Source organism: Acinetobacter sp. YH12138, from assembly GCF_015218525.1.
GTDB classification, from domain to species: Bacteria; Pseudomonadota; Gammaproteobacteria; order Pseudomonadales; family Moraxellaceae; genus Acinetobacter; species Acinetobacter amyesii.
In genome coordinates, this window is record NZ_CP048670.1 from 3,172,897 (window position 1) to 3,193,281 (window position 20,385).

19 protein-coding genes are annotated in these 20,385 nt (G+C 40.3%); 14 read left to right on the forward strand and 5 right to left on the reverse strand.

All coding sequences use genetic code 11. The annotated features are described in order from the left end of the window. Positions 1-12 precede the first annotated feature (12 nt). Positions 13-975, forward strand: a complete 963-nt coding sequence (locus G0029_RS15455; protein WP_180107674.1) for an alpha/beta hydrolase — start codon at positions 13-15, stop codon at positions 973-975. A gap of 21 nt (positions 976-996) precedes the next feature. On the opposite strand, the gene G0029_RS15460 is transcribed toward G0029_RS15455, so the two are convergent. Next, on the reverse strand, positions 997-2,178 hold the full coding sequence (locus G0029_RS15460) for a helix-turn-helix domain-containing protein (protein WP_180085626.1): 1,182 nt from the start codon (positions 2,176-2,178) through the stop codon (positions 997-999). Between the two features lie 221 nt (positions 2,179-2,399). On the opposite strand from G0029_RS15460, the gene G0029_RS15465 reads away from it, so the two are divergent. Further along, a complete protein-coding gene (locus G0029_RS15465; protein WP_078194071.1) occupies positions 2,400-3,911 on the forward strand; it encodes an aldehyde dehydrogenase family protein in 1,512 nt (503 codons plus the stop codon). A gap of 242 nt (positions 3,912-4,153) precedes the next feature. Continuing rightward, positions 4,154-4,645, forward strand: coding sequence for a hypothetical protein (locus tag G0029_RS15470; RefSeq protein ID WP_180107675.1), 492 nt, complete (start codon positions 4,154-4,156; stop codon positions 4,643-4,645). Between the two features lie 191 nt (positions 4,646-4,836). Here G0029_RS15470 and G0029_RS15475 read toward each other — a convergent pair whose 3' ends face one another. Both G0029_RS15475 and G0029_RS15480 read right to left on the reverse strand, forming a co-directional pair. Further along, positions 4,837-5,442: a 2-hydroxychromene-2-carboxylate isomerase gene (locus G0029_RS15475; RefSeq protein WP_180024784.1), complete on the reverse strand. Its 606-nt coding sequence runs from the start codon at positions 5,440-5,442 to the stop codon at positions 4,837-4,839. A gap of 48 nt (positions 5,443-5,490) precedes the next feature. Beyond that, positions 5,491-6,234, reverse strand: a complete 744-nt coding sequence (locus G0029_RS15480) for an SDR family oxidoreductase (RefSeq protein WP_180107676.1) — start codon at positions 6,232-6,234, stop codon at positions 5,491-5,493. A gap of 152 nt (positions 6,235-6,386) precedes the next feature. On the opposite strand from G0029_RS15480, the gene G0029_RS15485 reads away from it, so the two are divergent. From G0029_RS15485 to glmS, 8 genes are all read left to right on the forward strand, one after another. Next, entirely contained in the window at positions 6,387-6,959 is a 573-nt protein-coding gene (locus tag G0029_RS15485; RefSeq protein WP_111885507.1) for a TetR/AcrR family transcriptional regulator, read from the forward strand. A 314-nt stretch (positions 6,960-7,273) separates the two neighbouring features. After that, positions 7,274-8,395, forward strand: a complete 1,122-nt coding sequence (gene ribBA / locus G0029_RS15490) for a bifunctional 3,4-dihydroxy-2-butanone-4-phosphate synthase/GTP cyclohydrolase II (RefSeq protein WP_067765588.1) — start codon at positions 7,274-7,276, stop codon at positions 8,393-8,395. Between the two features lie 11 nt (positions 8,396-8,406). Then, positions 8,407-8,877 carry a 6,7-dimethyl-8-ribityllumazine synthase gene (gene ribE, locus G0029_RS15495; RefSeq protein WP_111885509.1) on the forward strand — a complete coding sequence of 157 codons (471 nt, stop codon included), beginning with the start codon at positions 8,407-8,409 and terminating at the stop codon, positions 8,875-8,877. A gap of 4 nt (positions 8,878-8,881) precedes the next feature. Continuing rightward, positions 8,882-9,331 (forward strand): transcription antitermination factor NusB, encoded by a 450-nt coding sequence (gene nusB, locus G0029_RS15500; RefSeq protein WP_180024787.1) that lies wholly within the window; start codon positions 8,882-8,884, stop codon positions 9,329-9,331. Positions 9,332-9,351: 20 nt separating this feature from the next. Beyond that, a complete protein-coding gene (gene thiL / locus G0029_RS15505) occupies positions 9,352-10,269 on the forward strand; it encodes a thiamine-phosphate kinase (RefSeq protein WP_180110096.1) in 918 nt (305 codons plus the stop codon). A gap of 22 nt (positions 10,270-10,291) precedes the next feature. Further along, a complete protein-coding gene (locus G0029_RS15510) occupies positions 10,292-10,768 on the forward strand; it encodes a phosphatidylglycerophosphatase A (protein WP_078194116.1) in 477 nt (158 codons plus the stop codon). A 21-nt stretch (positions 10,769-10,789) separates the two neighbouring features. After that, the gene (gene glmU / locus G0029_RS15515; RefSeq protein ID WP_180110095.1) at positions 10,790-12,154 is read left to right on the forward strand and encodes a bifunctional UDP-N-acetylglucosamine diphosphorylase/glucosamine-1-phosphate N-acetyltransferase GlmU; all 1,365 of its coding nucleotides are present in this window, start codon (positions 10,790-10,792) and stop codon (positions 12,152-12,154) included. Between the two features lie 12 nt (positions 12,155-12,166). Beyond that, positions 12,167-14,005, forward strand: coding sequence for a glutamine--fructose-6-phosphate transaminase (isomerizing) (gene glmS / locus G0029_RS15520; protein ID WP_180107678.1), 1,839 nt, complete (start codon positions 12,167-12,169; stop codon positions 14,003-14,005). Between the two features lie 596 nt (positions 14,006-14,601). Here glmS and G0029_RS15525 read toward each other — a convergent pair. Together G0029_RS15525 and G0029_RS15530 are read right to left on the reverse strand one after the other, a co-directional pair. Beyond that, positions 14,602-15,087, reverse strand: a complete 486-nt coding sequence (locus G0029_RS15525) for a GNAT family N-acetyltransferase (RefSeq protein ID WP_180003567.1) — start codon at positions 15,085-15,087, stop codon at positions 14,602-14,604. Further along, entirely contained in the window at positions 15,077-15,343 is a 267-nt protein-coding gene (locus G0029_RS15530; RefSeq protein ID WP_039890759.1) for a DUF1778 domain-containing protein, read from the reverse strand. The genes G0029_RS15525 and G0029_RS15530 overlap by 11 nt, the downstream gene beginning before the upstream one ends. Before the next feature lie 429 nt (positions 15,344-15,772). Here G0029_RS15530 and G0029_RS15535 point away from each other — a divergent pair, with 429 nt between their 5' ends. Genes G0029_RS15535 through G0029_RS15545 form a run of 3 tightly spaced genes read left to right on the forward strand, consistent with a single transcriptional unit; the run spans position 15,773 to position 20,362 of the window. Continuing rightward, entirely contained in the window at positions 15,773-16,576 is an 804-nt protein-coding gene (locus tag G0029_RS15535; protein WP_180003570.1) for a TnsA endonuclease C-terminal domain-containing protein, read from the forward strand. Then, positions 16,563-18,683, forward strand: a complete 2,121-nt coding sequence (locus G0029_RS15540) for a DDE-type integrase/transposase/recombinase (RefSeq protein WP_180110094.1) — start codon at positions 16,563-16,565, stop codon at positions 18,681-18,683. The genes G0029_RS15535 and G0029_RS15540 overlap by 14 nt, the downstream gene beginning before the upstream one ends. Beyond that, the gene (locus G0029_RS15545; protein ID WP_180110093.1) at positions 18,680-20,362 is read left to right on the forward strand and encodes an AAA family ATPase; all 1,683 of its coding nucleotides are present in this window, start codon (positions 18,680-18,682) and stop codon (positions 20,360-20,362) included. The genes G0029_RS15540 and G0029_RS15545 overlap by 4 nt, the downstream gene beginning before the upstream one ends. The last annotated feature ends 23 nt before the right edge of the window (positions 20,363-20,385 follow it).

Genomic DNA, 20,385 nt, shown 5'->3' on the forward strand with positions numbered 1-20,385 from the left:
ATGAGTATAATAATGAGCCATTCACATATTCAGTATCAGCCTGACATTTTGGGCGCAGGCTATGAACAAGCCACGCTGACCTTCCCGGATGATTATGAAGGCCCAGTGGTTGCCACACTGGTTCGCAAAAAAGCCACGGCTCCTACCTCCAAAGCGGTGCTCTATATCCATGGTTTTATCGATTATTTTTTCCAAACCGAAATGGCGGAACGCTTCAATCAGCACGGTTTCGACTTTTACGCACTAGATTTAAGAAAGTATGGACGATCAATTCTACCCCATCAAAAATATTATAATGTGCATGCACTGTCTGAATATGATGCTGAAATAGATCAGGCTCTAATGATCATTGCTGATGAAGGTCATGATGCCTTGCTGCTCTGTGGTCATTCTACCGGTGGCTTAACCACCACTTTGTATGCGGCGCATCATCAAAATCATCCTTTAATTCAAGCCCTTTGGGTTAACAGCCCATTTTATGATTTCAACATGAATCCAGTGAAACGCGCACTGGGTATTCCACAGCTGAGTAAATTGGCAAAGACTTTTCCAAATCTAAAATTCCCAAGTGAACTAAATAAATGGTACACCGCCAGCTTACACCGTGAACTCAAGGGTGAATGGGACTTCAATTTAGACTGGAAAAAGACCCGCTATCCAATGGTGTATTTAAGTTTTGTACGGACAATTTATGAGGCTCAAAAGGAGATCCACCGAGGTGTCAGCCTAGATGTACCGGTATTAGTGATGCATTCACATCAAACTAAAAATCCCAAAAAATGGGGTAAAGCAGCGCAGACCAGCGATGTGATTTTGGGTGTAAAAGATATCCAAAAATATGCCAAGAAAATTCAAGGCGATGTCACCATTCAAAGCATTCACAATGGCTTGCATGATTTAGTACTTTCGGAAAAAACCGCGCGAGAACAAGTCTATACCCAGCTCTTTGAATGGCTGGCCAATAAAGGTCTTTAATAGCCTGAATTACATTGCAACTTACTGTTTTAATTTCAACAAGGTCTGATGTACGGGATGCGATCTCGGCATCAGCTCAATCAGGCGTTCAACCGCATCAATGGCTTCAGGAAAACGCGCGACATGCTTGAGCAGAACATCTGTTTCCTTGGCATTAAAAATCGCTTGGCTTAATCGTGACTCAAGACAATCACGCCATGCCCCTAAAAAAGGACTTTCGGTTTTAGCCAAGAAAACCCCTGAACACAGTTTTAAGGCCGAATCGAGATAACCTGCATCTAAAGCTTGCTCGGCTTGCAAAAAATCGGCTTCGACTTGTGCCAATAAGCGATAGGGTCTTGAGCCTAACATGCCACCCAAAATATCGCGTAGCTGCGACATTTCCGCTTTTAAAGTCCCAACACTCACCTTACGTTCACCATATAAGGCTTGATGCAAAGTATCTAAGGTCATGCCTTGCGGACATAGCGCCAAGATGGTCAAAATTTCTATTTGCCGCGGGGTCAGCACCATCACTTTGCCATTAAATAACACTTGCGGCACAGCAAAGGCCCGAATATACAAATGCTGTTTTTGAAAATCGAGTAAAGCCGATTGAATAATCGAAGCGCAGCGTTCAGCCGCAAGTAGCCCTAAACTATTGTGGTTTTTCCACACGGTGGATAAATCAACCACGCCCAAAATTTGCTGCGTATGTGGATCGATAATCGGTGCTGCATAGCAGACCCATTCATGTACTGATGGCATGTAATGTTCATTTGAAAACACACAACTCGACTGTTGGGTTTTTAAAGACAACGCTAATGCATTGGTGCCGACCAATTCTTCGCGCCATTGCCCACCTGCAATAAAATGCACACTTTCCGCAGCACTTTGCATTTGCCGACTCGACGCACTCCAAATAATCGTGCTACCTACATCGCCCACGGCAAGTACCATCGACGACTGTTCGGCAATGTGTTTTAAATCTTCAGCACAATGTTGCAACGCATGATGCAATGCCGACTGTTGTTGACTTTGAGGGCTTAAATTTACCAAAGGCGCAGCACTCCGGTTTTCCGGAATTTCCGCCTGTGCAGAGCGTTGCCAAGAACTCGCAATACTTTCATTGAGCTGCGAATTTTGCTGCTTAGACAGACTAGTTCGCTGCCTTAACCGTTCAATATTCTGTCGTTTTTCTAATAAATCCTGCTGCATCATCATTCATTATTCTCACAACAATTCATGACTGAAAATCCGTTTTAACGGCTTTTGTTTTAAGGGCTGAAAAAAATATTGTAAACCTTCTTGTCTCCAACCTTTTTCCAACCTTATACAGGCTATGCTAATCAAATAATGTACAAAAGTACCTTATACCAAAGCTGTAGATTGCCACAGATGGGCAGCCCAACAAGATCATAATAAACAAGCAAAGGAAAATTCATATGCGTTATGTCGATCCTAATCAACCCGGTTCAAAAGTTCAGTTTAAAGCTCAGTATGAAAACCTGATTGGTGGCCAATGGGTCGCGCCAGTGAAAGGTGAATACTTTGAAAATATCTCCCCTGTAGACGGTAAAGTTTTTACCAAAGTGCCACGTTCTTCTGCTGAAGATATTGAATTGGCTTTGGATGCAGCGCATAAAGCCAAAGCCCAATGGAACGCCTCTTCCCCAACCACACGCTCAAATATTTTATTAAAAATTGCCGATCGACTTGAAGAAAACCTAGAGCTCCTTGCGGTCGCAGAAACCTGGGACAACGGTAAACCGATTCGTGAAACCTTAGCCGCTGATATTCCACTGTGTATTGATCATTTCCGTTATTTTGCCGGCTGTATCCGTGCCCAAGAAGGCGGCATTTCTGAAATTGATGAAAATACTATTGCTTACCATTTCCATGAACCACTTGGTGTGGTCGGTCAAATTATTCCGTGGAATTTCCCAATCTTGATGGCGGCTTGGAAACTTGCTCCAGCATTAGCTGCGGGAAACTGCATCGTGTTGAAACCTGCGGAGCAAACACCTGTCAGCATCTTGGTCTTGGCTGAACTCATTCAAGACCTACTCCCACCGGGCGTGCTGAATATTGTGAATGGTTATGGTGTTGAAGTCGGTCGTCCATTGGCGACCAATCCACGCATCTCAAAAATCGCCTTCACAGGTTCAACCGCTGTCGGTCAAATGATCATGCAATATGCGACTGAAAATATCATTCCTGTGACTTTAGAACTTGGTGGAAAATCACCAAATATCTTCTTTGAAGACATCATGGACAAAGACGATGAGTTCTTAGATAAAACACTCGAAGGTTTTGCCATGTTTGCGCTCAACCAAGGTGAAATTTGCACATGTCCATCACGTGCATTGGTACAAGAAAGCATTGCAGATCGATTCTTGGAAATGGCAGTAGAACGTGTGAAACGTATTAAGACGGGTCATCCACTCGATACCGATACCATGATTGGTGCACAGGCATCGCAAGAGCAGCAAGACAAAATTTTAGGCTGTATCGCTACAGGTAAAAATGAAGGTGCACAGCTCATTACTGGTGGTGATCCACGTAATGAAGTCGGTACTGGTTTCTATATTGAGCCAACGATTTTTAAAGGCACCAATGACATGAAGATTTTCCAAGAGGAAATCTTTGGTCCTGTGCTTTCAGTAGCAACCTTTAAAGACTTTGATGATGCCATTAAAATTGCCAATGACACGATTTATGGTCTAGGTGCCGGGGTTTGGTCGCGTTCAGCACATACTTCATATCGTGCGGGTCGTGCCATTCAGGCAGGTCGTGTATGGACCAACTGTTATCACATCTACCCTGCACACGCTGCATTCGGCGGCTACAAAAAATCAGGGATCGGCCGTGAAAATCACAAAATGATGCTTGATCATTATCAACAAACCAAAAACCTATTGGTGAGCTATGACACCAAGCCGATGGGCTTCTTCTAAGCAGCGTTGAACAATACATGAGATAAAAAGCGAACTTCGGTTCGCTTTTTTGTTAGAAGCCTCTTCAATGAATTCATTAAAATTTCTTTTAAAAAGCTGCAAATTTTCTTATGCTTGCTAAACAAATAACTTTATTAATTAAAAATATTTAAATAGCTATGAAATATTGTGTCTCCTGTGGAGAAAAAGCATTAGTACAACATCACTTTTGTAGTGCCTGTGGTCATTCATTTGGTGATCAAGTGTCAGACAAACCTAAGCAAGCACGTTATCCCGCATTTGTGCCCAACCAAGATGATATTTCGACCTATGAACATCATCTCAAATACTTAAACAAATTAAGCTCTTTCCAAAGCAAAGTATTCTATCTTTTCTTCTTTGGTGCTTTCGCGGTCATGTTTTTTACTTTCACAAGTGTATTTTCAGGTTGGGCGTCTGTTTCCAAAGCATTTGAATCTATATGGCTATTTCCTTTTTGTATCATCAGTTGTATTGCCATAAAATTTACAAGTTTGGACTATTGGCTTGCTAAACAAATTTATGGTCGAAATTATCGTTATAAAGACAATGGATTAAGACTCGTTTACCAAGAGCTACCAAGCGCTAAAAATCATAAAGATGAATTTATCTGTATCTTTTGCGGCAATAAACGATTCTTTCGTAAAGGTATTTATGCAAGCGATTCAAGCACCGTAAATTGCACCAAATGTCAGCATTATTTATATACGGAATAAAGCTTAAGTTTTTTAAGTTAGTACGCCAAAAATAAGACTCAATACAAATGAAAGCTGAGTAAAAGTAGATGTAAGTAAGACAATCAGCCATGATCCATTCTATAATTTTACTTACATCTACAATGACTTCTGCATTCCCGTCCTAAAACTGGTGCTCATATTCAGTAGCATTCACTCAAGTATTCGTCCAATTAGGCTGATCGTGATGAAGCCTGTAAAGCCGCCTCAACAAAATGTAAATGATCGACACCCCAATACAATTCATCATCGACAAACCAACTTGGCGCGCCAAAAACACCCCGTTCAATGGCTTCTTCGGTAATAACTTTAAGCTCAGACTTTACTTTTTCATCTTCAAGCCATGATTTAACTTGCTCTACATCCAATCCAAGCTCCTGCATCAATTGAATTAATTCATTGAGATCATTTAAATTGCGTGGCTGACCAAACATTGCGTTAAAAATACCCGTCAGTACATTGAGAAATACTTCAGGCTGAAATAATTGGACTGAGGTTATCAAACGCATCAACTGCAAAGTATTGATCGGAAAATACGGATTCATCTGTACGGGTATCTGCCATAACTTTCCCCAACGTTGAAGATCAATCATGGAATAACGTGCCTTCGCAGGTACCGCCATTGGGCTACTATTGCCTGTGGCTTTAAACACTCCACCGAGTAGCATCGGCTTCCAAATCAGCTCGGCTTGATACTGCTGCGCAATCTGTTGAATGCGATGAAAACCGATATAGCTATATGGGCTGCCGACATCAAAATAAAATTCAATGACTTTCATTTTTTTCGTCCTTTTTTGCTTATTTTCCTAATATTCTTAAATCAGTGCTTACCAATGTTCCATCCATGGTCGCAGATCTAATTCATGCGTCCATGCATCTCGTGGTTGCTGTGAGAGATGCCAATAATTTTCTGCAATATGTACTGGATTTAAAATACCATCTTGCTCTTTTTTAGCATAAAGATCAGGGAACGTATCTTTAATAAAATCGGTATCAATTGCACCATCAACCACCACATGCGCCACATGAATATTTCTTGGCCCTAGTTCACGTGCCATGCTTTGTGCCAAGGCACGAAGCGCATGTTTTGCTCCAGCAAAAGCGGCAAAGCCAGCCGCACCGCGCACACCTGCTGTTGCGCCAGTAAAAATAATCGTGCCTCGTTCACGTGTCACCATGCGTTTTGCCACTTCCCGACCAGTTAAAAAAGCCGAGAAACATGCCATCTCCCATATTTTGAAATATTTACGTGCGGTTTCTTCCAAAATACTACAAGGGACGTTGGCACCAATATTAAAGACCATCACCTCAATCGGGCCAATGTTTGATTCGATATGCTCGATGAGTTCAATCACTTGCTCTTCTTTTCGAGCATCAGAACCAAACCCAAAAGCAGTCCCTCCCTGTGTTTGAATTTCAGCAATTAAAGGCTTTAATTTGTCTGCATTTCGTCGTGTCATACAAGCAATATAACCCTCCCGGGCAAAACGTTTGGCTATTTCACCACCAGTTGCATCACCTGCACCAATCACTAAAGCGACTTTCGACGAAATCCGATTGAGTTGTTGCATAGTCTCACTCCATTGCTGTTTTATTTTTATTCCACGCTCATTTTATTTACGCGTCGGTTTTAAACCACACATTATTAAATAACGATCGTTACTATAACGAATACTATGTTATGGTTAATTTATCGTCAATATTATTTTCAAGGGGGTTGCAGATGCGCTACAAACCCGAATACAAACAACAAAAACGACAAGAATTACTCAACATTACGGGGCAAATTGCGAAAAAAAATGGCTTTGCTGCAACAGGTGTTGACGGATTAATGAAAGCTGCAGGTGTAACTAGTGGCGCATTCTATTCACATTTTTCGTCAAAACAGGATTTACTCAAAGCATTGGTTGAATATGAATTGCAACAAAGCTTTAACATGTGGCAAAGCAACCCGCATCATAATGCAGCCGACTGGATTAATTTTGAATTAGACCGTTACTTAACCCCTTCCCACCTTGAACATCCTGAACAAGGCTGTGTTTTGCCGACACTTGCGACCGAAGTAGCTCGTGCAGATGACACGATTAAACAGGCCTATGAAAAGGAATTACTGCGCGGTCATGCTTTATTTAGCGCACATTTGGCGAGTGAAGAAAAAGCTTGGGCCATGATGTCCCAATTGGTCGGTGCGGTTTTAATTGCACGGGCAATGCATGATCCCGAATTACAAAAAAGCATTTTGCAGGCCAATAAAATGATCATTCAAGATTATTTGGCCGCACACCCAGCTGCATAAGTGACGATTATTTTATGTGATCCTTCATGTAGTTATGCGATTAAATGCTTCCGATAAACTGTCAGCTCCCTATGGCTTAATTATTCAATATCCGTATAAGGTTGCCAATTTTTATGCTTTTCAATCGCTTAAAGATTGGGCATAAATGGCACAATTCAAATAAAGTCCTCTTTTCAAGGTTCTGACGACTGTGTATAACAATGAGCCATTAAAGGAAAATGATAAGCATAGGCAAAGAACGCAAAAAAACGTTAGACTATGCAACAATCAATGCAAGTAAATGTCATTCGAGACAAACAAAAAGGTGAAGATTGATGCCGCTCAATACTGTTGAAGAGCTCGTAGCTGATATTCGTGCAGGTAAAATGGTCATCCTCATGGATGATGAAGATCGTGAAAATGAAGGCGACCTTGTTATCGCTGCGACCCACGTACGCCCTGAAGATATCAACTTCATGATTACGCATGCGCGTGGTCTTGTGTGCTTAACGCTCAGCAAAGAGCGTTGCCAGCAGTTAAATTTACCTTTAATGGTCGATGCAAACGGTGCACAGCACGGTACCAACTTTACCTTGTCTATTGAAGCAGCAAATGGCATTTCAACAGGTATTTCTCCTGCTGAACGTGCACATACCATTCAAACTGCTGTTGCAGCACATGCAAAACCAGCTGACATCGTACAGCCAGGCCACATTTTCCCGCTGATGGCGCAGCCTGGTGGTGTCCTTCACCGTGCCGGTCATACTGAAGCCGGTTGTGACTTATCTCGTTTAGCTGGCCTAGAACCCGCATCTGTGATTTGTGAAATCATCAATGAAGACGGCACCATGGCACGTCGCCCAGACCTTGAAGTGTTTGCTGAAAAGCATGGCTTAAAAATGGGAACCATTGCAGATTTGATTCACTACCGCATGACCAATGAACAAACGGTTGAACGTCTAGACCAGCAAACACTAGATACAGAATACGGTACATTTGAATTGTTCCGTTACCGTGAAATTGGTAATCCAGACATTCATTTAGCCCTTGTGAAAGGCGAACCAAAGCAAGGCGTGACCACTGTACGTGTACACGGTTTCAGCCCAGTTCGTGACTTATTAAAACTGAATAAACAAGATGGCGCTCCGGCGTGGAATCTCGATAAAGCACTCAAAGAAATCGCATCCAGCGATCGTGGTGTTTTAGTGTGGATTGGTCAGCGTCATTTACAGGACTTAGGTCCTGCTTTAGAAAATTTAACTGCACCGAAAAATGTTAAATCCAATGCAGCACTGTCACAGCAGTATCAAACCATTGGTGTCGGCGCACAAATTTTACGTGATTTAGGCGTGGAAAAAATGAAGCTTCTTAGCTCGCCATTACGCTTTAATGCATTATCAGGTTTTAACTTAGAAGTGGTGGAATACATCACCGCAAATCAAACATCAGAGAAATAATCGAGGTTGCTATGGCAGTTCGCCGTATTGAAGGTATGTTACATCTCGCGAACGAAGACCGTTATGCGATTTTAGTTGGTCGTTTTAATAGCTTTGTTGTTGAACATTTGCTAGAAGGTGCCGTTGATACATTGAAACGTCATGGCGTATCAGAGGATAATATCACTATTGTTCATGCACCGGGTGCTTGGGAACTTCCAGTGGTTGCAAAGAAACTTGCAGCTTCAGATCGTTTCGATGCCATCATCGCGCTTGGCGCAGTGATTCGTGGTAGCACGCCTCACTTCGATTTTGTTGCTGGCGAATGTGCCAAAGGTTTAGGCGTTGTTGGTCTAGACACTGGCTTACCAGTAATTAATGGTGTATTGACTACGGATAGTATTGAACAAGCGATTGAACGCTCGGGTACAAAAGCAGGTAATAAAGGTAGTGAAGCTGCCTTAACTGCTATTGAAATGGTTAACTTGTTAAAGGCTATTTAACGCTATGTCGCAAACACTTCAAGCAACTTATGCAGCAAAACGTAAAGCACGTCGCTTTGCTGTACAAGGAATTTATGAATGGCAAATGAGCCGCAATCCTGTGCATGAGATTGAAGCACGTACGCGTGTGGAAAATGCCATGCACAAGGTCGATCTCGGCTATTACCACGAGTTATTGACCGAGGTTGTTGCCAATCATGAAGCATTGGATGCGCTTTTAATCCCTGTACTCGATCGCGAAGTTGAAGCCTTAGATGGCGTTGAACTTGCAACCCTTCGTTTAGGCTCGTATGAACTCAAAGAACACCTTGAGATTCCTTACCGTGTCGTACTCGATGAAGCGATCGAGTTAGCTAAACATTTTGGCGGTGCAGACAGCCATAAGTACATCAATGGTGTATTGGATCGTTTAGCGACTACATTGCGTGCAGCAGAAAAGCAACAAGCTAATTAATTTATTAAGTAGTATGTTGTATGGCTGAGTTCTCTATCATTGATACCTATTTTAATCGTCACAGCAGTAGTGCTGTCGATTTAGGAGTCGGTGATGACTCAGCCTTGCTCACCCCTCCTCCACAGCAACAATTGGTCATCTGTACCGATACTCTCGTTGCTGGACGTCATTTTCCTCTCGACACCAACCCACATGCTATTGGCTGGAAATCTGTAGCCGTCAACCTTTCTGACATTGCTGCAATGGGTGCCAAACCGCATAGTATTTTACTGGCATTAAGCCTACCCCAAATTGATCATGAATGGCTCAAAGGCTTTAGTCAGGGTTTATATGATTGTTGCGATCAATTTGGTGTGAGTTTAATCGGTGGGGATACCACTCAAAGTCCACATCTGACGATTTCAGTTACAGCCCTCGGCTGGGTCGATATAGGCAAAGCAGTAACCCGCTCAGGCGCTCAAGTTGGTGATTTCATATGTGTCAGCGGTCAAGTTGGCGATGCTGCGTATGGATTACAGCATTTAGGACACCCACTGCAAAAGCGTTTAGATTATCCAACACCACGTTGCCAACTTGGTCAACAGCTCAAAGGCTTAGCCAACAGTATGATTGATGTCTCTGATGGGCTCGCACAAGATTTAGGACATATCCTCGCTGCTTCACACGTCGGTGCAGAAATTGAATTAGATCAACTTCCTATCGATCACGATGTAAAACAATTACAACAAGAAAAGCAGTGGCAATACGCCCTCGCGGGTGGAGATGACTATGAGTTATGCTTTACAATAAGCCCGCAGAATTATCAAAAACTTCTGCAACTAAAATTAGATGTAAACATTCATAAAATCGGTCAAATCACCCCAAATTTGGGAATCCGTTATAACAACCACGGTGTGGACCAAGTCATAAAATTTAAGGGATACCAGCATTTTGCATAAGCCAGCCATTAACTTTAAATCCATGTCTTGGTTTAACCGAGTCATCGCCTTTTGTGGCGTGGGATTTGGCTCGGGTCTTGCACCCAAAGCACCGGGCACCTTTGGCTCTGCTTTTGCTTTATTGTTTATTCCAGGTTGGCTTGCAATCGGCTTTTTCAACTCCATTATAGTCATGATCATCATGTCGATTATTGGGATCTATATTTGCGGTCAAACCGCCAAAGTCATGGGTGTTCATGATGATGGCCGCATCGTATGGGATGAATTTGCCGGTCAGTCCATTACCTTCCTCCCAATTTTATATCTTGGGCAAATGAGCTGGACTTGGGCATTGATTGGTTTTGCTTTATTCCGTTTATTTGATGTCTGGAAACCGTGGCCTATTCGTGTCATTGACCGTCAAGTCGGTGGTGGCTTTGGCATCATGTTCGACGACATTATTGCAGGTCTTTGGGCCGCGCTTTGCATCTGTATTTATTTTTATATTTTGTCTATGTAATAGAAACACCTAGGATTAAACATGTCTACTAGCGTTATTATTCTTGCTGCAGGTAAAGGGACACGTATGCGTTCTCGTTTACCCAAAGTATTACAACCACTCGCAGGACAACCCCTACTTGGCCATGTCATCAACACTGCGAAAAAATTAAATGCAGAAGAAATAATTACCATTTATGGGCATGGCGGCGAATTGGTTCAAAACGCGTTTGCACATGAAAATGTCAAATGGGTTGAACAAGCAGAACAATTGGGTACAGGCCATGCAGTCAAAGTGACTCTGCCTGTCCTAGCAAAAACCGGGATTTCTTTGATTCTCTCAGGTGATGTGCCTTGTATCACTGAATCAACATTACAAAAACTATTAGATGCATCTGCTCAAACAGGTATTGGCTTAGTAACTTTAACGGTTAATGATGCGACAGGTTATGGTCGTATTGTACGTGAAAATGGCAAAATTCAAGCCATTGTTGAACACAAAGATGCCTCTGAAGAACAACGTAAGATCAAAGAATTTAATACCGGTATTTATGCCGTAAGTAATGCTAAATTGCACGAATGGTTGCCAAAATTAAGCAATAATAATGCGCAAGGTGAATATTACCTGACCGATATCGTTGCCATGGCGATTGCAGACGGTCTCGAAGTGGCATCTGTTGAACCAGAACGTGCTTTCGAAGTGGAAGGTGTCAATGACCGCGTACAATTGGCAGCCCTTGAACGTGAATTTCAAGTATTCCAAGCTAAACAACTGATGCAACAAGGCGTTCACCTGATTGATCCTGCACGTTTCGACTTACGTGGCACATTGACTGTTGGTCAAGATGTCCGTATCGATATCAACGTGATTATTGAAGGTGATGTTGAACTCGGTGATAACGTTGAAATTGGTGCAGGTTGTGTGATTAAAGACACCAAGATTGCAGCAGGCACTAAAGTTCAACCATATAGCGTTTTTGACAACGCCATTGTTGGTGAATACGCTCAAATCGGTCCATTTGCACGTTTACGCCCAGGCGCAAACTTGGCCAATGAAGTACATATTGGAAACTTTGTTGAAGTCAAAAATTCAAGCATTGGCGTCGGCTCTAAAGCCAACCATTTTACCTATTTAGGCGATGCCGAAGTCGGTGCAGGTTCAAACATTGGTGCAGGCACCATTACCTGCAACTATGATGGCGCCAACAAATTTAAAACCATTATCGGTGACTCAGCCTTTATCGGCTCAAATAGCTCATTAGTCGCTCCTGTCACCATTGGTCATGGTGCAACAGTGGGTGCTGGCTCAACCATTACACGTGACGTGGCAGACAATAGCCTTGCGGTAGAACGTTCGAAGCAATTTGCCAAAGAAAACTATCAACGTCCCCAAAAATTGAAGAAATAAGAGGATTAAATTATGTGCGGTATTGTCGGTGGCGTTGCAGAACGTAGTATTACCAATATTTTAATTGAAGGCTTAAAGCGTCTTGAATATCGTGGATATGACTCTGCGGGTTTAGCGCTGATTAATAAAGGCCATGTTCTACGTGAACGTCGCGTAGGTAAAGTTGCAAATCTTGAACAAGCCGTTGAAGAAGCAGATATCGCAGGTTCGGTCGGTATTGCACATACGCGCTGGGCAACCCATGGTAAACCGACTGAAAATAATGCCCATCCGCATATTTCAGGCAATGTGGCTGTTGTTCATAACGGTATTATTGAAAACTATCAAGAGCTTAAAGATGATCTTGAAGCGCTTGGTTATGTCTTTACATCACAAACAGATACAGAAGTTGTCGCACATTTAGTCAATGACGCTTTAAAAAGCACCCCGAGTCTTTTAGAAGCGGTTAAAAGTGTGGTGCCTCAACTCAAAGGTGCTTATGCACTGGGTATCGTACATACAGACCATCCTGATGAATTAATCACGGTGCGTGAAGGTTCACCTCTCGTGATTGGTGTCGGTATTGGCGAGAACTTTATTAGCTCGGATCAATTGGCACTTTTACCAATTACCAACCGTTTTATCTACCTTGAAGAAGGTGATATTGCACGTTTAACTCGTAATACCATTGAAGTATTCGTCGATGGTAAATTAGTGAATCGTCCAATCAAAGAGCTTGATGCGACTGTCAGCAATGCTTCAAAAGGTGAATATAAACACTATATGCTCAAAGAAATTTATGAGCAGCCTGAAGCGATTAAACAAACGATTTCTCAAGCCTTAAATGGTAATGCGCTTCGTGATGATTTTCTTGCCAATGCAGCTCAAGACTTCAGCCAAATTCAACAAGTGCAAATCATCGCATGTGGTACCAGCTACCATGCCGGCATGATTGCCAAATATTGGTTTGAACAACTGATTGACGTGCCTTGCCAAGTCGAAATTGCCAGTGAATTCCGTTATCGCTCGCCTGTGATTGTGAATAACACACTGTATGTTTGTATTTCTCAATCAGGTGAAACAGCCGATACTTTAGCTGCACTGCGTGATACGCAAAAACGTGCAGCAGCGAAAAGCTTGAATATCACCACCATGACCATTTGCAACGTCGCAACTTCGTCAATGGTACGTGAAACCAACTACAGTTTGTTAACACTCGCAGGCCCTGAAATTGGTGTTGCTTCGACTAAAGCATTTACCACACAGCTTGCGGCATTGATGCTATTGGTATTGAAAATTGGTCAAATTAAGCAAAGCATTTCAAATGACCGTATCTCTGAAATTATTGCAGCGCTTTGGCATACACCGAAAGTGATTTTAGATACTTTACAAAATAATGCTGAGATTCTACGTCTATCAGAATTATTTGTTGAAAAAAATCACTGTCTATTCTTGGGTCGTGGAACTGAGTTCCCTATCGCCCTTGAAGGTGCTTTAAAACTTAAAGAGATTTCATACATCCATGCAGAAGGCTACGCGGCTGGTGAATTAAAACATGGTCCATTGGCACTGGTTGATAATGATATGCCTGTGGTGATTCTAGCTCCACAAGATGACATGTTGGACAAACTCAAATCGAACATGGAAGAAGTACAAGCACGTGGCGGTGAGCTGTTTGTCTTTGCCGATGAGAATAGCGGCATTAAAACTAAAGATCGTCAACATGTTGTGTATGTGCCAAGTGTGAATGAAATCTTGGCGCCGATTGTGTATAGCATTCCAGTTCAACTTTTGTCATACCATGTTGCGGTGTTGCGTGGTACTGATGTCGATCAGCCACGTAACTTGGCAAAATCCGTGACGGTGGAATAAGTTTCTGACAATAAGTCAGGTGATTTGTGTGTTCGTATAATTAAGTTTGTACCAAATAATTAAGTTTAGATTTAATTATTTAAGTTTGGATATTAATGAAGTAAACGAATAACCCCACCCTGTAGACCCAGTGATTCTTCACCAAGTCTACAGGGTTTTTAATATAATTAAATTCAAATTAGAGTCAAACCAGAAATATAAAATTATTACTAATATATTCAATTAGATAGACATATAAAAATCTCACCCTAGATTCAAAAAGCATTCCTTTTTGACCTCACCTTGAAAAAATTTCATTTTTATTTAAAGTATGCTTCGCCTTTCTGCGCAAGAATTCGCATTTTAAATGCGGAAGAATATTATGCAAACTTAATTTCATCTAGAATTAAAGATAGTAAATATTAATACAAACTTAATTTTAAAAACAAAAAACAATGAATAAGATATATCAACAACTTAAGATAAAAAATAAAACAAACTTAATTAAATTACCATAATTAGACGCAGTATTTGGTCATAAAGCAAAATAAGGGATAAGGAACTATGTGCAAACTCTGAATAAGTCTATTAGCTATTCCTGTTACTAGCAGCCCACCTTATTTAAAATGAGGTATTTCATTCACTGGATATATTAATGTTAATGGATTTGATGTTAATGAGATAAAGCCAAACCGCTGATAAAACTCCATAGCTTTTTGATCCTTAGCATGTATTACAACAAAATTTACGCCAATAATTTGAGCAACTTTTGAAACTTGTTTAAGAGCATGTGCTAAAAGTACTTTTCCAACTCCTTGCCCCTGTGCTGCTTGATCAACGGCAAAGCGACCCACAACCACACAAGGTAAGGGATAACGAGGTAATCGTTTAGTGAGAACAGCATCAACCCCATCAAATCCTATAGAGGTACTTGATAGACAATAAAATCCCCTCACCTGTGCATCATCAATAGCAACATAGGTTTTACTTGTTCCTGATTTCTGATGTTGGGATGCGTATTGTTTTATGAACTTATTTAAATCATCTTGCCCACAATTAAATGATTTTTTCTGATGATGGGCTTGTAAAACCTCAATTTTCATCCAATAAACTCATTAAATTTTTCATCTCATCATTTGCAGGGCGTGGATTTTCAAGCAAATTCATTAACATATCACGATCAGCATTATTTACTTTTAACTCGTGATTAGATTTAAGTAATTCTTTTGCTCGTTCAAATGAGGATTGGATCATAAAGGAACTCACACTAAGACCCAATAAATTCGCAGCTTGCTCAATTACATTCTTTGCATCTACGGTTGAACGAACATTGATTCGTTCTGTTGCTAAGTTAGCCATATTTTCCACCAATTTGTACATCATAATGATGTACAAATTATAGCAGATTAAGGTAGTACTTTAAGATCCAAATTTACATATTTTGTTCTAAAATATTTGGAATAGAAAATAAGCATTTTACTATGAACCAGAATGAATGGTCGGGTTTGAGTCTGAATATGCAATTGGTTTACATAAGAATATGCAACGATGTTTACTAAGATGTAATTTGAATACTTTTGCCTATCATCAACGTTTTTTTAAACTCATTAATTGAGTATTAAAATACCATATTAATTATTAAGTTGCTGAATTAAATAAATAATTAAATAAAAATTATAAAATTTTGTTTGTATATAAATATATTTAAGTTTGTATGTTTTTGCTAAATACAAAATTAACCCGCTTCAGATATGATTAATTATCCACCAAAACCCACAGGTCTTCTGTATGGCAAAAATTATAAAAAACTATGAAGAACTAGTAACAGAAGGGTATGGCCAGGGCCATGGACGCGATTATAAACCTTGTAAAACTGTTCAAAACTTCAGTTCAATTGGTCGCTCTCACAGAGTACAAGGCCGTGTCAGTAAACGTCTTCATCACTTATTTTCTGATCTAGAGCTATCTACCTTTTTACTGCTTGACTGGAATCAGAACGTTACAGATATTCGCGAGCATTATCCTTTGGATATCTATGATCTTAACTCCATCTGTTCTCGTTTCCGAATGAAAAAAGTGTCGATTGACTATATACCTTTTACCCTATCTTCAGATTTTTTAGTTGATTTTGGTAAGTTTTCTATAGCCCTTGACACTCTTTACAGCAAAGATCTGAATAAAGCTCATGTTATTGAGTCATTAGAAATTAAACGTCGCTATTGGGAAGAAGAGCACAATACGCCGTTCAAGTTGATTACTGAAAAAGACATTCCTGCTACGGTACTAGAGAACATTAAATGGTTGTATGTAGAAAAAAATGACCTTGAAATAACAAATCACATGATCGATCTAGCAGTTTATTTTATGGAAGAAATTAGCCAGTACCCTCAAAGCTCATTAATCCAATTTTGTAAGCATTTTGACCAAACTCAAAAAATGGGTATCGGAGCGACGCTCGCATTGTTTAGAAAATTATTTGCACTGCGAATACTTCAATTTAATCTAGAAATTTCGTACTTGGAGCTTAAACTCTCTGATATTCATGCAAGTAATTTGCTCCAGAATGAGAATACAGTCCATGCAACTAATTAATTCAGTTTACATCTTGAATTCAACACAATACCGAATACTCAAATTCTTACCGCAGTATACGGTATGGATTGCGATTGATAATAAAAATGCTTTTCCTGAACTCATTTTGTCTAAGGAACTTCAAACTCTCTCAGATGATCAAAGCCTGATACCAGCGCAAGATCCTTATGAATACTTAAAACGATTAAACTTGAGTGAAGATTCTATTCAACTCAAAAAAAGAGATGAAAACTTTTTAATTATTCAAGATTTAATTAATGATGAACAAGTTCTTATCAATGCAAAAATCAGGACTGCAAAAATTAAAACTCTACATCTAGAGAAAGAAGTATCAATTAATAAAATTCTACGACTCCTAAGACGCTACTGGCAGCGTGGTCAAACGATAAATGCTTTGGTACCGGACTATGAAAACTCAGGTGGAAAAGGCCAAAAAAGAACGATAGGTGATAAAAAAATTGGCAGACCACGCATCTATGAATCAAATGAAGGTAAGAATGTTACTGAACAGGTTGAATTATATTTTAAGAAAGCCATCGAAGAGTATTTAGTTCCTGTCAAAAAACAATCCATTAACGAAACTTATCTTCGGTTTAAAAATTTATTTTCCAAGCACTTTCATCAAGTGCAAGCTGGAGATATTCCAACGTATGCTCAATTCTACTACTTTTATAATACGCGATATAGAAATAAGAACAATTCCAAGGAAATTCTGAAGAATCAGAAAACCCTGAAAGATCACAAACCTCTGACTTCAACAGCAACAAAGCAAGCAAATGGTCCAGGTGCACGTTATGAGATAGATTCAACAGTTGCTGATATCTACCTTGTATCATCACGAGATCCATCACAAATTATTGGCAGACCTACCGTATATATTGTTATCGATGTATTTAGCCGGATGATTACTGGACTTTATGTCGGTATGGAAAATAGTTCATTTAACACAGCTATACAATGCCTCAGCGTCGCAATCCAAGATAAAGTTACATTCTGTCAGAGTTATGGCTTGCAAATACAACCGGAAGACTGGCCTATTTATGGTTTACCTAATGCCATACTTGCAGACCGCGGTGAACTAATTGGCTATCAAATAGAACTTCTTGAAAAAAACTTTTCTGTTCGTATTGAAAATGCGCCACCCTATCGAAGCGATGCCAAAGGTATTGTGGAGAGAGCTTTCGGAATCATTCAGTCACGCTTTAAATCCTACGAGAATATTGGTGTTGTTTCTGGATTCAAGGAAAAAAAGAAAGGCGGACATGATTATCGACTAGAAGCTTGTCTAACTCTGGAAGAGTTCAGAAAAATCATATTAAGCTGCGTCTTGTTACGCAATAATTTTGATATTTTGACAAAATATGATCGTAGTGCCGATATGCCGACTGACCTACCTTCTATCCCCCTTAAGCTCTGGCAGTGGGGTCTACAGCACCGTACTGGGATGTTGAGACAAGTGGATAGTAAATCACTATCTGTTGGCTTGCTACCTAGGATCGATGCTTCATTAAGTGACCACGGGCTTAAAGTCAAAGGATTAGTCTATCAATGTGTGGAAATGCATAAACAGGGCTGGTTTATTCGAAACACTGCAAAATCTCGCCCCAAAAAACTACAGATTGGTTTTGACCCATATTCAGTAAATACTATATATGTTTTCTTTGATGAAAATAAATTGGAATACTGGGAAGCACATTTAAGTGATGCTTCACGTCAATATCAGCATTTAACTTGGTGGGAAGCTGAACAAATCTATAAGGCAATTAAAATTGTTGAAAAACAACATTCACAACTGAAGTCTGTAGCTGTCAGTGAATTACAGGATTTTACTGACAAAATCATCCAAACTGCACAAAGTCGACAGACCCAAGCAGGAGTGCATCAACTTTCTAAAGCACAACGTACTAGAGATATCCGCCAGAACAAACAAGAAGCGATTCAAGTGGAACGTGCGGAACACCTCCAAAACAGGCCTGTTAATTCTATCCGAACTATCCATCCCAACCAAAATAATACTCAAACACCCCCATCTCAAAATAGCAATCTGGATTTGACCAGTCAGCCAGATTTAATGAGACAATTATTCGAAGAGGACGATGAAGAATGAATAATAATGAACTCGCGCTCAATACATCAATAGAAGACATCTATGGGGATAATCCTCTTATTACTCAATTACCGCCTATCCTTGACACTAAGTCGGTCATTAAACACCTACGAGGGAAACTGAAATTTATTCCAGAGCAGCGTTTCTTGCCCCAACCCGAAAGAATCCATCTGATTGCTCAATTGCCTCATGATTTTTTTCAACCACTGACCAAACATCTATCCCTTGAGCAAAAAATTTCTATTATGATTCGGCAAGGTTATGTGAGTAGAAACATCACTAATGGGGATAGACATCGACATTTACACGCTGCTTTTCAGCAACTAGAACCATCAAATGAAAGCTCTTACCGCTATGCACCTCCAGAGTCGACTGCAACCAGCATGTCAATTATAGGATGTTCGGGAAGCGGTAAAACAACGACAATGAACAAAATTTTGCGTTATTACCCGCAAGTGATTGAACATAGAGAGCTGGGATTAAAACAAATTGTTTACCTTAAAATTGATTGTCCGCATGACAGCTCTTTAAAAAACTTATGCTCAAACTTTTTTAGAGCAGTAGATTTAGCATTAGGAGATACAAACTTCGAGCATCGTTTCACCAGAAGTCGCTTAAATGTGAATGCCATGCTGCAGCAGATGAAAATTATCGCAAATAATTATTCTATTGGACTTTTAATCATTGATGAAATCCAGCATTTGAATACAAAAAAATCTGGCGGGGCTGAAATCATTCTTAATTTCTTTGTCACACTTGTGAATGTGGCATCCATTCCAATTGTGATGATTGGGACACCCAAAGCCAATGAAATTCTGCAAGAAGACTTAAGATCAGCTAGACGCAGTGCGGGATTAGGCTCTTTAATCTGGGAACCTATGCGCAATGAAGCACCCACTCCCGATCCTAGCACCCCTGATCAAATGATCATTTCCGAATGGTATGCTTTTACCAACAAGCTGTGGCAATATCAATGGGTTCAACAACCAGCTGAACTGACCGATGAATTAAGAAACACTTGGTATTATTATACGCAGGGCATTCCAGATTTAGTGGTTAAACTGTTCTGCTTGGTGCAGATTCATGCAATCACCATTGGTCTGGAAAAAATCACATCTGAACTTTTTAAAAAAGTCTACGAAGAACAATTACAGCCAGTCCACGATATTTTGGATGCACTCCGCTCAGGCAACCCCACACGTATTGCACGGTATTCTGACTTAACTATCCCTCAAGTTCAAATTGAGGAATATGTTGAACAACACCGTTTCAAAGCTGCATTAAAAACGGAAAAACAGCATAAAGATCTAGGACCACATTATTCCACACTTATAGGTATGCTAACGGCCTTAGGTCACCCCGCTGCTACAATAGATCTGCATGTCACTTCTGCATTAAAAAAATATCCAAACGAGAACTTACAGGTACTACTCCAGCATATTCTGGAAGTATTAGACGGCTCTGTAGCAAAAGATAAATTGGACCAGCCTCAGACCACAACTTCGGTAAGAAAACCAAGAACATCACGCAAAGTCATGAAAGCAGAAGAATGGAAGAGCACTGAAGCCAATGACTTACGGAATTTTTTCAGTCAAGCACAAGAAAAGGAAGTAGATGTTTATGAGCTATTAAAATCATCTCACTATTTGTTTGATCCCACCTCTCCTGTGTTGCATTAAACAAAAAATAGAGAGTAAGTGTA

Excerpts from the sequence above, each read along its gene's own strand:
- G0029_RS15455 (WP_180107674.1), top strand. The coding sequence starts at position 13 with ATGAGCCATTCACATATTCAGTATCAGCCTGACATTTTGGGCGCAGGC.
- G0029_RS15460 (WP_180085626.1), bottom strand. The coding sequence starts at position 2,178 with ATGATGATGCAGCAGGATTTATTAGAAAAACGACAGAATATTGAACGG.
- G0029_RS15465 (WP_078194071.1), top strand. The coding sequence starts at position 2,400 with ATGCGTTATGTCGATCCTAATCAACCCGGTTCAAAAGTTCAGTTTAAA.
- G0029_RS15475 (WP_180024784.1), bottom strand. The coding sequence starts at position 5,442 with ATGAAAGTCATTGAATTTTATTTTGATGTCGGCAGCCCATATAGCTAT.
- G0029_RS15480 (WP_180107676.1), bottom strand. The coding sequence starts at position 6,234 with ATGCAACAACTCAATCGGATTTCGTCGAAAGTCGCTTTAGTGATTGGT.
- G0029_RS15485 (WP_111885507.1), top strand. The coding sequence starts at position 6,387 with ATGCGCTACAAACCCGAATACAAACAACAAAAACGACAAGAATTACTC.
- ribBA (WP_067765588.1), top strand. The coding sequence starts at position 7,274 with ATGCCGCTCAATACTGTTGAAGAGCTCGTAGCTGATATTCGTGCAGGT.
- ribE (WP_111885509.1), top strand. The coding sequence starts at position 8,407 with ATGGCAGTTCGCCGTATTGAAGGTATGTTACATCTCGCGAACGAAGAC.
- nusB (WP_180024787.1), top strand. The coding sequence starts at position 8,882 with ATGTCGCAAACACTTCAAGCAACTTATGCAGCAAAACGTAAAGCACGT.
- thiL (WP_180110096.1), top strand. The coding sequence starts at position 9,352 with ATGGCTGAGTTCTCTATCATTGATACCTATTTTAATCGTCACAGCAGT.
- G0029_RS15510 (WP_078194116.1), top strand. The coding sequence starts at position 10,292 with ATGTCTTGGTTTAACCGAGTCATCGCCTTTTGTGGCGTGGGATTTGGC.
- glmU (WP_180110095.1), top strand. The coding sequence starts at position 10,790 with ATGTCTACTAGCGTTATTATTCTTGCTGCAGGTAAAGGGACACGTATG.
- glmS (WP_180107678.1), top strand. The coding sequence starts at position 12,167 with ATGTGCGGTATTGTCGGTGGCGTTGCAGAACGTAGTATTACCAATATT.
- G0029_RS15525 (WP_180003567.1), bottom strand. The coding sequence starts at position 15,087 with ATGAAAATTGAGGTTTTACAAGCCCATCATCAGAAAAAATCATTTAAT.
- G0029_RS15530 (WP_039890759.1), bottom strand. The coding sequence starts at position 15,343 with ATGGCTAACTTAGCAACAGAACGAATCAATGTTCGTTCAACCGTAGAT.
- G0029_RS15535 (WP_180003570.1), top strand. The coding sequence starts at position 15,773 with ATGGCAAAAATTATAAAAAACTATGAAGAACTAGTAACAGAAGGGTAT.
- G0029_RS15540 (WP_180110094.1), top strand. The coding sequence starts at position 16,563 with ATGCAACTAATTAATTCAGTTTACATCTTGAATTCAACACAATACCGA.
- G0029_RS15545 (WP_180110093.1), top strand. The coding sequence starts at position 18,680 with ATGAATAATAATGAACTCGCGCTCAATACATCAATAGAAGACATCTAT.